This window comes from Nocardia sp. N2S4-5 (genome assembly GCF_044628355.1).
Classification (GTDB): domain Bacteria; phylum Actinomycetota; class Actinomycetes; order Mycobacteriales; family Mycobacteriaceae; genus Nocardia; species Nocardia wallacei_B.
Genome location: NZ_JBIUPM010000001.1, coordinates 3,140,426 through 3,152,822, shown reverse-complemented (window position 1 = coordinate 3,152,822; position 12,397 = coordinate 3,140,426). Strand labels below are relative to the sequence as shown.

13 protein-coding genes are annotated in these 12,397 nt (G+C 69.0%); 10 read left to right on the top strand and 3 right to left on the bottom strand.

All coding sequences use genetic code 11. The features are described from left to right. The first annotated feature begins 27 nt into the window (after window positions 1-27). On the top strand, window positions 28-618 hold the full coding sequence (locus ACFMRZ_RS14295; protein ID WP_400179532.1) for a class I SAM-dependent methyltransferase: 591 nt from the start codon (window positions 28-30) through the stop codon (window positions 616-618). 26 nt (window positions 619-644) lie between these two features. On the opposite strand, the gene hisN is transcribed toward ACFMRZ_RS14295, so the two are convergent. From hisN to ACFMRZ_RS14280, 3 genes are all read right to left on the bottom strand, one after another. Continuing rightward, complete coding sequence (gene hisN / locus ACFMRZ_RS14290; RefSeq protein WP_400179531.1) at window positions 645-1,430, bottom strand: histidinol-phosphatase; 786 nt, start codon at window positions 1,428-1,430, stop codon at window positions 645-647. A gap of 54 nt (window positions 1,431-1,484) precedes the next feature. After that, window positions 1,485-2,291: an SDR family oxidoreductase gene (locus ACFMRZ_RS14285; protein WP_400179530.1), complete on the bottom strand. Its 807-nt coding sequence runs from the start codon at window positions 2,289-2,291 to the stop codon at window positions 1,485-1,487. Window positions 2,292-2,638: 347 nt separating this feature from the next. After that, on the bottom strand, window positions 2,639-3,226 hold the full coding sequence (locus ACFMRZ_RS14280) for an NADPH-dependent FMN reductase (RefSeq protein ID WP_400179529.1): 588 nt from the start codon (window positions 3,224-3,226) through the stop codon (window positions 2,639-2,641). A gap of 331 nt (window positions 3,227-3,557) precedes the next feature. Here ACFMRZ_RS14280 and ACFMRZ_RS14275 point away from each other — a divergent pair, with 331 nt between their 5' ends. The 9 genes from ACFMRZ_RS14275 (at window position 3,558) to ACFMRZ_RS14235 (ending at window position 12,351) form a co-directional block, all read left to right on the top strand. Beyond that, window positions 3,558-4,415: a helix-turn-helix domain-containing protein gene (locus tag ACFMRZ_RS14275; RefSeq protein ID WP_400179528.1), complete on the top strand. Its 858-nt coding sequence runs from the start codon at window positions 3,558-3,560 to the stop codon at window positions 4,413-4,415. A gap of 114 nt (window positions 4,416-4,529) precedes the next feature. Further along, the gene (prfB, locus tag ACFMRZ_RS14270; protein ID WP_280272847.1) at window positions 4,530-5,648 is read left to right on the top strand and encodes a peptide chain release factor 2; all 1,119 of its coding nucleotides are present in this window, start codon (window positions 4,530-4,532) and stop codon (window positions 5,646-5,648) included. A gap of 144 nt (window positions 5,649-5,792) precedes the next feature. Further along, a complete protein-coding gene (locus ACFMRZ_RS14265) occupies window positions 5,793-6,644 on the top strand; it encodes a mechanosensitive ion channel family protein (RefSeq protein WP_280272848.1) in 852 nt (283 codons plus the stop codon). 298 nt (window positions 6,645-6,942) lie between these two features. Further along, the gene (ftsE, locus tag ACFMRZ_RS14260) at window positions 6,943-7,632 is read left to right on the top strand and encodes a cell division ATP-binding protein FtsE (RefSeq protein ID WP_280272849.1); all 690 of its coding nucleotides are present in this window, start codon (window positions 6,943-6,945) and stop codon (window positions 7,630-7,632) included. Beyond that, entirely contained in the window at window positions 7,632-8,537 is a 906-nt protein-coding gene (gene ftsX / locus ACFMRZ_RS14255; RefSeq protein ID WP_280272850.1) for a permease-like cell division protein FtsX, read from the top strand. The genes ftsE and ftsX overlap by 1 nt, the downstream gene beginning before the upstream one ends. Before the next feature lie 76 nt (window positions 8,538-8,613). Next, complete coding sequence (gene recQ / locus ACFMRZ_RS14250; RefSeq protein ID WP_400179527.1) at window positions 8,614-10,752, top strand: DNA helicase RecQ; 2,139 nt, start codon at window positions 8,614-8,616, stop codon at window positions 10,750-10,752. 68 nt (window positions 10,753-10,820) lie between these two features. Further along, the gene (locus ACFMRZ_RS14245; protein WP_400179526.1) at window positions 10,821-11,075 is read left to right on the top strand and encodes a hypothetical protein; all 255 of its coding nucleotides are present in this window, start codon (window positions 10,821-10,823) and stop codon (window positions 11,073-11,075) included. Window positions 11,076-11,154: 79 nt separating this feature from the next. Next, entirely contained in the window at window positions 11,155-11,400 is a 246-nt protein-coding gene (locus tag ACFMRZ_RS14240) for a hypothetical protein (protein ID WP_400179525.1), read from the top strand. 303 nt (window positions 11,401-11,703) lie between these two features. Further along, window positions 11,704-12,351 carry a slipin family protein gene (locus ACFMRZ_RS14235; protein WP_280360807.1) on the top strand — a complete coding sequence of 216 codons (648 nt, stop codon included), beginning with the start codon at window positions 11,704-11,706 and terminating at the stop codon, window positions 12,349-12,351. The last annotated feature ends 46 nt before the right edge of the window (window positions 12,352-12,397 follow it).

Sequence of the window (12,397 nt, the reverse complement as noted above, 5' to 3'; positions counted from 1 at the left end):
ACAGCTCCGTGCCGATAGTGTCTGTTGATGGGCCAGTTTCATTTCGATCCCGATACCTACGACGACCTGATGGCCGCGGAGGTTCCCGACTACGCCCGGCTACAGGCCGCGGTGCGTGACGCGACGATCGGGGTCGGCCGGGTCGGGCGGGTGCTGGACCTGGGCACCGGCACCGGGGTCACGGCCCGCGGCGTGCTTCAGGTGCACACCGGAGCGACCCTCGTCGGCGTGGACGCGAGTGCGACGATGCTGGCCCACGCTCGCGCGGTGCTGCCGGTCCATGCCGAACTCCGGGTGGGCCGTCTGCAGGATCCGCTGCCGGCCGGCCCGTTCGAACTGGTCGTCTCGGCGCTGGCGGTGCACCACCTCGACGGTCCGGGCAAGGCCGACCTGTTTCGCCGCGTGGCCCGCGAACTCGTGCCCGGCGGCCGATTCGTCCTGGGCGACTTGGTGATTCCCGAAGACCCCGCCGATGTCGTCACCCCGATCGACGGCGCCTATGACACCCCCAGCACCGCCGCCGACCACTCACGCTGGCTGAGCGACGCGGGCTTCTCCGTCGAATCGGCCTGGGAGCACAAGGATCTCGCGGTCTTCGTGGGTGACCTGCCGAGCTGATCCGGGGACGCGGCGGTGCGACTCGGTCAGGGGCGGAGGCGGCTGAGGACTTCGTCGTGGAGGTCGCTGTTGGTGGCCACCGCGCTGCCGCCGTGCGGGCCGTCGGCGCCGTCGAGGGCGGTGAAGCGCCCCCCGGCCTCGCGGACGAGAACGTCCAGGGGCGCCAGATCCCACAGGGACACTTCGGGTTCGGTGGCGATGTCGACCGCGCCCTCGGCGAGCAGGCAGTAGCTGAAGAAGTCGCCGTAACCGCGGGTCCGCCACACCGCGTCGGTGAGATCGATGAGCCGATCGCGCAGGCCGAGATCGCGCCAGCCGGAAAGGCTGGAGATGGCCAGGCTGGCGGCGCCCAGTTCGCGGACCGCCGACACCGCGATCGCCTTCGCCGGCCCGGACTCGAAACTGGTCCAGGCGCCGGAACCGGTTGCGGCCCACCACCTTCGAGACAGCGCGGGCGCGCTCACCACACCCACCACCGGTACGCCGTCGACGAGCAGCGCGATCAGCGACGCCCACACCGGAACTCCGCGCACGAAGTTCTTGGTGCCGTCGATCGGATCGAGCACCCACTGCCGTCCGGTGAATTCGGCATCGCCACCGAATTCCTCGCCCAGCACGGCGTCGCCGGGACGCTCGCGTTCGAGTTCGGCGCGCAGGGCGCGCTCCACCGCGAGATCCGCGTCCGACACCGGTGTCAGGTCCGGCTTGCTGTCGACCTTCAGATCCAAGGCACCGAAGCGGGCGCGGGTGATCGCGTCGGCCGCGTCGGCCAGGCGCAGGGCGAGCTCGAGGTCCGCGGAATGGTCGGTCACGCGGCACACGTTAGCCGGTGCCCGGCCGGGCTCGAGCCTGTGGTCCGACGGCCGTTACCGCGGAATCTCCCAGACCGCGGGCCAGTCCTTGCCGCGGAAGGCGGCGTCGATGCCGCCGTCGCAGAACAACACCGAGCCCACGAAGAACCCGGCCCTGTCCGAGGTCAGGAATCCCACCAGCGCCGCGATCTCCTCCGGTCGCCCGGCTCGGCCGATCGGTGTCGCCGCGAGGAAGCCCTTCATGCCCTCGCCGATGAGAGCGTCGTCGGTGCCCTCCTGGGTCATCGGGGTATCGATGATCCCCGGTGCGATGGCGTTGAGCCGGATGCCGTCCTTGATGTATTCGGCCGACCGGGTGCGGGCATACCAGGCCAGCGCCGCCTTGGTGGCCGGATACGCCTGGATGGCGCCCCACTCGCCGAAGGATTCGGCGATATCGCGGGCCCGCTGCTCGTCTCCGGCCAGGCAGGCGTCGGCGAGTTCGACCGGCCAACCCGGTTGTGTCGTCGTGGAATTGGAGGAGACCAGCACCACCGACGCGTTCCCGGCCGCGCGCAGCAACGGACGCACACCCTCCAGGAGTTCGATGGCGCCGAAGTAGTTGACCGACACCACGAGCCCGCCCGGTCGGCCGGTCGCCGCGGCCACTCCGGCGAAGGGCAGGAAGCCGTCGAGTCGCCCATCGCTGAGCCGCGTGATCTCCGCGACGGCGTGCGCGCGCCCGGCGCCGGTTCCGAGGTCGGCTGTCACCTCGGCATCGCGCAGATCCACGCCGATCACCCGATGCCCGGCCTCGCCGAGATGCGCACTCACCGCCGCACCGATTCCCGACGCGCTCCCGGTCACCGCGAACGTGCTCATCCACCCTCCTCATCGACGGCCGAACCGCCATCAGATCACGCCGTACCGAACCATGCGACACCGTGTCCGGTCAGTGGGTGCCACGCTTGCGAGTGTCCGGTCAGCGGGTGCCACGCTTGCGCCGACGGTGCCGCGGCGGTAGCTCATCGCGTTGCGGGCTCAGAGCTTCGCAGCGCGGTACGGCGGCCCGGTGCAATCGGCGGCCGTGCGGCATCACCTGGTCGGGCCGGGTGTCGCGGTTGCTTCATCGAGTGACGCCCCCCTGATACCGAATGCCCTCGGACGGTGGCGCAGTGGTTCCGCTCTTGCGTTCGGCGGACGGCGCGGGGGAGCCGGTGCCGGACCCATCAGGCGGCGACGCGGGCGGCGGCCAATGCGCTTGCCCACCAGCGCAATTGGTCGAGCATGGCGGTGGCGGCCTCGGCCGGGCCCTCGGGCTCGGTCAGGTTGCCCTCGGCGTCGAACAGGAGGTAGTAGCGGGGGAAGGACACGTAGTCGCGGACGGTGTGGGCATTGAGTTCGTTGAACACCGAGCGCAGGTGCTCGATGGCGAGCAGGCCGCCGGTGAGGCCGCTGTAGCCGACGAAACCGATCGCCTTGCGGTCCCACTGGGTGAAGTGCCAGTCGATGGCGGTCTTCAGCGACGCCGGGTAGCTGCGGTTGATGTCCGGAGTCACGATCACGACGGCGTCGGCCCGCTCGAGACTGTCGGTGAGCGCGGCCATTCCGGCCGGGCGGACCGGATTCGGTTCCATCCTCGGCGAGGTCGCGGGCAGCGCGAGCGGCAATTCCGCCTCGGCGAGATCCACCACGTCGACCTCGAACTCGCCGTGCTCGCGGGCCTGCTCGACGAACCAGTTCGCGACCACGGGTCCGAACCGCCCGTCGCGAACGCTGGCGATGATCACGGCGAGGCGGGGGGTGTTGCTGGACATTCGAGTCTCCTTCACAGGCATTGTCGTATCGCTTGCTACGACTCTGCTGTCCGGCGCCAAGATCAGGGAGCCCGCTGTGAGGGTGGTAGTGAGAGGGATACCCTGCGCGCCGCCTCCGCTGTTAGCGTCGAGAAGGCGGGGGAGAGCGGTGAGCGCGCCGCTGACCCGGGAGGAGCGAGGTGCGGTATGCGGGCGAACAGGGAACGCGACAGTGGGCGGAGACGCCCCGGCGCGCGAATCACGCTCGGCCGGCGCGGCGACCGCATCCGGCCGAGGCATGCGAACCTTCCGCAACCCGGACCTCACGAACGACAGGCGGGAGTGACGGGCTGTGAGTGACAACGAACTCGGCTTGTTCCTGCGCACCCGGCGCGAGGCCGTCACGCCCGCCGAGGTCGGCCTCCCGGCCGGTGCGCGGCGGCGCACCCCCGGACTGCGCCGTGCCGAACTGGCCACGCTGGCCGGGGTCAGCGTCGAATATCTGATCCGCCTGGAACAGGGCCGCGATCGCCGCCCGTCCTCGGCGGTGCTCTCGGCGCTCGCCGATGCGCTGCGTATGACACCCAGTCAGCGCGTGCATATGTATCGGCTGGTCAAGGGCGCGGATCCGGGGTTCCACTGCCTGGGTGGCGCTACGCCGAACCGGGTGGTGCGCCCGGGTGTGCAGGCCGTGCTGGACCAGCTCGAACCCGCTCCCGCCGCCGTGCTCAACCGGCTCGGCGAGGTGCTGGCCTGCACGGACGGGTACCACCAGGTCATGGGTCCGATCGGGCTGCTCGACGGCGGGCTCCCGGCCAGTATCCCGCGCTATCTGTTCACCGACGAGCGGGCTCGCACGGCCTATCCGGATTGGGAGCACTGGGCCGACAAGGCGGTCGCGAACCTCAAAGAGGGCCCCTACCAATCGGATTCGCAGGTTACCGCCTTGATCGAGGAGCTGACCGTCACCGTGGGCGCGGAATTCACCGGCCGCATGGAGCGGATTCCGGGTTTCGCCGACGCCAACGGCATCGCGCGGCTGAATCACCCGGAAGCGGGATCGCTGCGCTTCGCCTACGAACGTCTCGACCTGTCCGCCGACGACGACCAGCACATCCTGATCAGCCTCCCCGCCGACGCCGCCACCGCCGACGCCCTCGACATGCTGATCGGCCGCCGCCCCGGCGGCCTGCGTGCGGTCTCGGGCTGACCGTCCGCCGCGGTGCCGCACCGCTCGGCGCGTGGCTTACCGCGCCTCTCGCCACCTCGCCGCTGACCTCGGCGTATTTCGCGCCGCAGAGCGCGACCGGTAGATTGAACGACCGTGCATCCTGACGTTTCCGCTGATCTCGCCGAACTCGACGCCACGCTGAAGACCGTCGAGTCGGTGCTCGACGTCGACGAGCTGCGTCGCCGGATCGACGAACTCGAACAGCAGGCCGCCGACCCGGACCTGTGGAACGACCAGGAGCACGCACAGCGGGTCACCAGCGAACTGTCGCACTCCCAGGGCGAACTGCGGCGCGTCACCGAACTGCGCCAGCGCCTGGAAGACCTCCCGGTGCTCTACGAACTCGCCGAGGGCGAGGAGGGCGAGGCCCGCACCGCCGCCCTGGCCGACGCCGACGCCGAACGCGCCGCCCTGCACACCGACGTGGAGGCGATGGAGGTCCGCACGCTGCTGTCGGGCGAATACGACAAGCGCGAGGCGCTGGTCAACATCCGCTCCGGCGCCGGCGGCGTCGATGCGGCCGACTGGGCCCAGATGCTGATGCGCATGTACGTGCGCTGGGCGGAGCGGCACAAGTATCCGGTCGAGATCTACGACACCTCCTACGCCGAAGAGGCCGGAATCAAGAGCTCCACTTTCGCGGTGAAGGTGCCCTACGCCTACGGCACACTCTCGGTCGAGATGGGCACGCACCGTCTGGTGCGCATCAGCCCGTTCGACAACCAGGGCCGTCGCCAGACCTCGTTCGCCGAGGTCGAGGTGCTGCCCGTGGTCGAGACCACCGACCACATCGATATCCCGGAAGGCGATATCCGCGTCGACGTCTACCGCTCCTCGGGCCCCGGCGGCCAGAGCGTCAACACCACCGACTCCGCGGTGCGCATCACCCACATCCCGACCGGCATCGTGGTCACCTGCCAGAACGAGAAATCGCAACTGCAGAACAAGATCTCGGCGATGCGCGTGCTGCAGGCCAAACTGCTGGAGCGCAAGCGGCTGGAGGAGCGCGCGGAGATGGACGCGCTCAAGACCACCGAGGGCGCGTCGTGGGGCAACCAGATGCGCTCCTACGTGCTGCACCCCTACCAGATGGTGAAGGATCTGCGCACCAACTACGAGGTGAACAATCCCAGCTCGGTGCTCGACGGCGATATCGACGGATTCATCGAGGAAGGAATCCGCTGGCGGATGCGTCAGGTTGGTGAACAGTAATCCCGGAATTGCGGTGTACCTCGCTATTACGGCGCAATCACGACGTTTCGGGCAGCGCGAGCGCCGTAGTAGCCTGTCTGACGTGTATTTCGGTGGCAGCGTGATTCGTGGTGGTTTCCGGTTCACGCCGGGAAGGACGGTCCGATGAGCACGGATCTCGCCGCCGGCTCGGACATCACGAGCTGGCTGCGCAGCAGCGGGCTGGAGATCGTGCTGCTCATCATCGGCGCGATGCTGTTCAGCCGGTTCGCGACGTTCGTCCGTGACCGGATCACCCGGCGCATCGACGCGGGATTCCAGAGCAGCGACTCGCTGGTCCGCTCGGAGGCGGCCAAGCACCGGCACGCGCTGGCGCAGGTCGTCACCTGGGTGGTGCTGTCCATCGGCTACTTCCTCGTGGCTCTACAGGTGTTGCGGCGCTTGGGATTCGAACTCAGCGGGCTGGTGGCGCCCGCGGCGGTGCTCGGCGCTGCACTGGGTTTCGGCGCCCAGCGCATCGTGCAGGACCTGCTGGCCGGTTTCTTCCTGATCACCGAGCGGCAGTACGGGTTCGGCGATGTGGTGAGCATCGCGGTCACCGGGCAGACGATGCCCGCCGACGGTACGGTCGAGGACGTCACGTTGCGCATCACCACCCTGCGCAACGTCGACGGCGAGGTGATCACGGTGCCCAACGGCCAGATCGTGAAAGTGACCAACCTGTCGAAGGATTGGGCGCGCGCGGCGATCGATGTGCCGGTGCCGGCCACCGCCGACATCACCCGGGTCAACGAGATCCTGCACGAGGTGGGTGCCAAGGCGTTCCAGGATCGGCGGCTCAAGACGCTGCTGCTGGACGAGCCGACGGTGATGGGCCTCGAGGATCTCACGGTCGATCAGATGAACATCCGAATGGTTGCCAGGACCTTGCCGGGCAAGCAATTCGAAGTCGGGCGCGAACTGCGGGTGCGGGTGGCCGCGGCGCTGCGCCGGGAGGGTATGAGTGAAACCGCGTAAGTCCACGGCGATCCTCATCACCGTCTGGGTCGCCACGTTCGTTCTGTACGTTTTCGTCAAGCCGGCTACCCCGGAGCATTCCGGCTTCACGCCGATCGCGAATACCATTCCGAAATCGGTCATTTCGACCCCGGCGGACAGGTGACGCGAATGTGACAGCGATCGCGAGGCCGGTATCGGCCGTGCCTGCTGACGGCGTATTTCGGCCCTCGGGGTGGTCATGCGGCGTGGCGCCGCCGGGCGAGTCGCAAAATGCCCCGGGCGAATGCCCGTTCTTCGCTGGCTACACTGGCTGCTCGTGATAACCCTGCGGAACGTCACCAAGTCCTTCCCGACCTCCACGAGGCCGGCGTTGGACAATGTCTCCGTCGAGATCGACAAGGGCGAGTTCGTCTTCATCATCGGACCATCCGGTTCGGGCAAGTCGACGTTCATGCAGCTGTTGCTCAAGGACGAGAAACCGACGTCCGGCGAGGTGCATGTCGCCGACTTCCGGGTGGACCGGTTGCCCGGGCGCAGGGTGCCCAAGTTGCGCCAGCGCATCGGGTGCGTGTTCCAGGACTTCCGGCTGCTGCAGCAGAAGACGGTGGAGCAGAACGTGGCCTTCGCGCTCGAGGTGATCGGCAAGAATCGCAAGTTCATCCAGCGCGCGGTGCCGGAGGCGCTGGATCTGGTGGGCCTGTCGGGCAAGGCCGACCGGCTGCCCAGCGAGTTGTCCGGCGGTGAGCAGCAGCGGGTCGCGATCGCGCGGGCGTTCGTGAACCGGCCGCTGGTGCTGCTGGCCGACGAGCCCACCGGCAACCTCGACCCGGACACCAGTCAGGACATCATGATGTTGCTGGAACGGATCAACCGCGTCGGCACCACGGTGCTGATGGCGACCCACGACAACCACATCGTCGACGCGATGCGCCGGCGCGTGGTGGAGCTGGACCGAGGGAGACTGGTGCGCGACGAGGCGACCGGCGTGTACGGGGTGGGCCGGTAATGCGCGCGAGCTTCCTGTTCGGCGAGGTCTTCAACGGCCTGCGCCGCAACGTCACCATGACCATCGCGATGATCCTCACCACCGCGGTGTCGCTGACCATGCTCGGCGGCGGCCTGCTCGCGGTGCGGATGGCCGACAAGACCGAGCAGTACTTCCTGGACCGGCTCGAGGTGCGGCTGTACCTGACCGACCAGGTCTCCGCCGGTGACCGGGACTGCTCGCAGGACCCGTGCAAGACGCTGATGGCGGATCTGAAGCAGACCTCGGGCGTGGTGTCGGTGCAGTTCCTCAGCCGCGACGACGCCATTCGCGAGGCCAAGGAGAAGACCTTCAAGGACCAGCCGGAGCTGGCGGCCTACGTCAGCGAGTCGCCGCTGCCGGCCTCGCTGCGGGTGAAGATGGCGGACGCGGGCGAGTATCCCCGCATCTTCCAGGACTTCCAGGGCCGCGAGGGCGTCGGTTTCGTCCGCAACGACAAGGACATCGTGGACCGGCTGGTCAGCCTGTTCGACGGGCTGCGCAACGCGGCGTTCGGCCTGGCGGTGCTGCAGGCGCTGGCGGCGCTGCTGCTGATCGCGAACATGGTGCAGATCGCGGCGTTCACCCGCCGCACCGAGGTCGGCATCATGCGGCTGGTCGGCGCCACCCGTTGGTACACGCAGTTGCCGTTCCTGATGGAGGCGGTGGCGGCCGCGCTGGCGGGTTCGGTGCTGGCGGTGGTCGGCCTGCTCATCTCCCGCCCGCTGGTGATCGACCGCGCTCTCGGAGATCTGTTCGCCTCCAAGGTGTTTCCGCGCATCACCGGTGACGACATCGCCATCGTGACCATGACGATCGTTCCGGTGGGCATCGTGTTCGCGGCGCTCACGGCGTACGGCACCCTGCGGTACTACGTGCGGGAGTAGCGGCGCACCACACGTAGGGGGTGCGGGAGTTCGAATGGGGGTCGCGCTGTCGGCGGAGATCCGTAGGATGGCGTGGGTGAGTTCCCCGGAGACGCTCGAGACGGTGGTCGACCAGCCCGGTGCGGGCACGAATTCCGATGCGGCGCACGAGGTTCTGCGCCGCGTGTTCGGGTACGAGAGCTTCCGGGGGCTACAGGCCGAGATCGTCGGACAGGTGGTCTCCGGCGGTGACGCGCTCGTCCTGATGCCCACCGGCGGCGGCAAATCGCTGTGCTATCAGATCCCGGCGCTGGTGCGGCCCGGTGTCGGCGTGGTGATCTCGCCGCTGATCGCGCTGATGCAGGACCAGGTCGACGCGCTCACCGCGCTCGGGGTCCGGGCCGGGTTCCTCAACTCGACCCAATTCCCCGACCAGCGGCGCGCGATGGAGGCGCAATTCGTCGCCGGTGAGCTGGATGTGCTGTACCTCGCGCCCGAGCGGCTGCGCATCGACTCGACCCTGCAACTGCTGGACCGGGCGAAGGTGTCGGTGTTCGCCATCGACGAGGCGCACTGTGTCTCGCAGTGGGGCCACGATTTCCGGCCCGATTATTTGTCGCTGTCGGTCCTGCACGAGCGCTGGCCCGATGTGCCTCGCATCGCACTGACCGCGACCGCCACCGAGGCCACCCGCAAGGAGATCGCCGAGCGTCTCGATCTCACCGCCGCGAAGCATTTCGTCGCCGGATTCGACCGGCCCAACATCCAATACCGCATCGAGCCGAAGAACCGGCCCGATCAGCAGCTGCTGAGCTTCATCAGCAGCGAGTATCCGGGCGAGGCGGGCATCGTCTACTGCCTGTCGCGCAATTCGGTGGAGAAGACCGCGGAGTTCCTCAGCCGCAACGGTGTCGAGGCGCTGCCGTATCACGCCGGGCTGGACGCGCGCATCCGCGCCGCGAACCAGGCGCGGTTCCTGCGCGAGGACGGTCTGGTCATGGTCGCCACCATCGCCTTCGGCATGGGCATCGACAAGCCCGACGTGCGCTTCGTCGCCCACCTCGATCTACCCAAGTCGGTCGAGGGTTACTACCAGGAGACGGGCCGCGCCGGGCGCGACGGACTGCCCTCCACCGCGTGGATGGTCTACGGCCTCAACGACGTGGTGCAGCAGCGCAAGCTGATCGACAACTCCGAGGGCGACGCCGCGCATCGCCGTCAGTTGCAACTGCACCTGGACGCCATGCTCGCGCTGTGCGAGACGGTGCAGTGCCGCCGCACCCAGCTGCTGGCGTACTTCGGCCAGCGCGGCGAGCCGTGCGGCAACTGCGACACCTGCCTGAATCCACCGGAGTCCTGGGACGGCACCGTCGCCGCGCAGAAGGTGCTCTCCACGGTGCTGCGGCTCAAGCGGGAGCGGGGGCAGAGTTTCGGCGCGGGCCACATCGCCGACATCCTGGTCGGCAAGTCCAACCCGAAGGTATTGCAGCACAACCACAACGAACTCAAGACCTTCGGCGTCGGTTCCGAGCTGCGCGACACCGAATGGCGCGGGGTGATCCGGCAGCTGCTCGCGCAGGCGCTGCTGGCCGTGCACGGCGAGTACGGTGTGCTCACTCTCACCGAGCCCAGCAACGAGGTGTTGTTCTCCGGGCGCAAGGTGCTGTTGCGCCGTGAGCCGGAGCGGGTGAAGGCCGCGAAAGCCCCGCGCGCCAAGACATCCCGCATGGCCGCCGCCGACCTGCCGCCGGGCGACGCCGACCTGTTCGAGCGGCTGCGGGCCTGGCGCGCGGCGGTAGCCAAGGAACAGGGCGTCCCGGCCTACGTCGTCTTCCACGATGCGACGCTGCGTGAGATCGCCGCGCGCAAACCGGCCGACCTCGCCGGGCTCGGCGCGATCAGCGGCATCGGCGAGAACAAGCGGGCCAAGTACGGCGAGGGCGTGCTCGAGGTGGTGGCGGGCGATTCGGCGCCACAAGGTACCGCGAAGGCGGCGGAGTCTCCTGCCGATCGCGCGGTACCGGCCGCTGGTTCACCGACGAGCACACGGTCCCGTGCCCGCGGCGCGTCGTCGCGACGAACGCCGCCGACCGAAGCACCGGCCGACCGGCAGAATCCGCAGCCCGTGCGGGATCCCGAATCGCAGCCCGCGCAGGAGCACGAACCGCCGCCCGAGTGGGATCACGAGCCGCCGTCGGACTGGGATTTCGAACCCCCGCCCGACGAAAGGTTCTGAGCGCCGAGGCAACTCCTCGACCCGGGGCCCGCGTTTATCCCGGCCCCGAATCTGGGTACCGTTCCGGTATGGCACTCGGTGACGACGACGCGGTCCACGGGGATGGTGTTTCCCCCAGTCGAAGTGCCTTCGCACCGTCGGAGAACACGGTCCGGATCGCGCCGTCGCCGCCGCAGGTGAGCGGGACCGCCTTGGCGGCCACGCCGCGGTGGCGTCGATTCCGGCGCCAAGCGCTGGGCCGCCCACGGGTCTCGACCATGGTGCTGGTGTCGGTGTGGTTCGCCGTGCTGGTCCTCTATCTGCAGGTCCGGCCGGGAGGGTAGGGAGGTGCCGCCGGTGCCTGAGACATACCGACTGCCCGAAACGCTCGCGTTGCGCGGGCCGGCCGGATAACGTGCCGCCATGACGCACGACCAGGGTGGTGGCGATCGCTCCGATCAGTCCTCCGATTCCGGCTCGGGCTCCGGTTCCGGCGATGCGCCCGACGCCGCTCGGCCGCAGGTCGGCCGAGTCACGGAAGGCACCGTCGAGGCCGGTTGGCTGCGCCCGCACGCCCGCCGGGCGCTGGGCCGTCCGCGCGTATCCACGATCATCCTGATCGCGCTGTGGATCGCGGTGTTCATTCTCTACCTCCAGGTCCACACGTAGCGCGCCGTAAATTCGCTCGCGTGGCGGAGTCCGGTTCTCTACCGTTGATCTCGGCCGCAACAAGGGGCGCACCGGAATCTCCGATCCGCGTTCCCCGTGTCGGTGCGGCCACGCCATTCAGGTTGGCGCAGACATCAAGTCTGTTGGGGTTCGATTCCTCTACCAGCGGTGCGTCCTGTCCGGTCGCATGCGGTGCCGCGGCCCTGCGGGCACTCCGTCACGACGGAGCGCGCCCCCGCCGCGCTGCCGTGTCCGGGCAGGGCGTATCCGCGTGAATGTTCATGCGGGGGAAGGAGTTTCGTGATGTTCACGACCGTGATGGAGTGGCAGCGCACGCTGCTGTACCGCGACGGCAAGCTCGAGAAGGTGCTCGAGCCGGGCCGGCACCGCTACGACCAGCGCCGGTGCACGCTGGTCGCGGTCGACATGCGCCCGCGCCAGCTGCAGGTGTCGGGACAGGAACTCCTCACCCGCGACGGTTTGTCGCTGCGCGTCAGCTTCGCGGTGAACTGGGTGGTCACCGATCCGCTCGCGTTCACCACGGGCGCGCAGTACTCGGAGTCGGTGCTGTACGCGGCGGTCCAGGAGGCCGCGCGGGACAAGGTCGCCGCGCACACGCTCGACGAGCTGATCGCCGACCGCGGTCTGCTGGCGGGCGCCGACGAGGTGGCCGCAGCAGTCGCCGACCTCGGCATCCGGGTCTCGAGCGTGCGGGCCCGCGACCTGATGCTGCCGGGCGAACTGCGCAAGGCGGCGCTGGAGACCGTGCTCGCCAAGGAGCGCGGCCGGGCCGACCTGGAGCGCGCTCGCGCCGAGGCGGCCGCGCTGCGCTCGCTGGCCAACACCGCGCGCCTGCTCGAGGAGAACCCGTCGCTGCTGCGGCTGCGGACCCTTCAGGTCGCGTCGACCCCGGGCACCCAGGTGGTGCTCGACCCGCGGGAGCGGAGCTGAACACCAGATCGGGCGATGTCGTGCGTGCGCCGTGAGCGAACGCGCG

Excerpts from the sequence above, each read along its gene's own strand:
- ACFMRZ_RS14245 (WP_400179526.1), top strand. The coding sequence starts at position 10,821 with ATGGCACTCGGTGACGACGACGCGGTCCACGGGGATGGTGTTTCCCCC.
- ACFMRZ_RS14285 (WP_400179530.1), bottom strand. The coding sequence starts at position 2,291 with ATGAGCACGTTCGCGGTGACCGGGAGCGCGTCGGGAATCGGTGCGGCG.
- ftsX (WP_280272850.1), top strand. The coding sequence starts at position 7,632 with ATGCGCGCGAGCTTCCTGTTCGGCGAGGTCTTCAACGGCCTGCGCCGC.
- ACFMRZ_RS14235 (WP_280360807.1), top strand. The coding sequence starts at position 11,704 with ATGTTCACGACCGTGATGGAGTGGCAGCGCACGCTGCTGTACCGCGAC.
- ACFMRZ_RS14280 (WP_400179529.1), bottom strand. The coding sequence starts at position 3,226 with ATGTCCAGCAACACCCCCCGCCTCGCCGTGATCATCGCCAGCGTTCGC.
- ACFMRZ_RS14240 (WP_400179525.1), top strand. The coding sequence starts at position 11,155 with ATGACGCACGACCAGGGTGGTGGCGATCGCTCCGATCAGTCCTCCGAT.
- ACFMRZ_RS14265 (WP_280272848.1), top strand. The coding sequence starts at position 5,793 with ATGAGCACGGATCTCGCCGCCGGCTCGGACATCACGAGCTGGCTGCGC.
- ACFMRZ_RS14295 (WP_400179532.1), top strand. The coding sequence starts at position 28 with ATGGGCCAGTTTCATTTCGATCCCGATACCTACGACGACCTGATGGCC.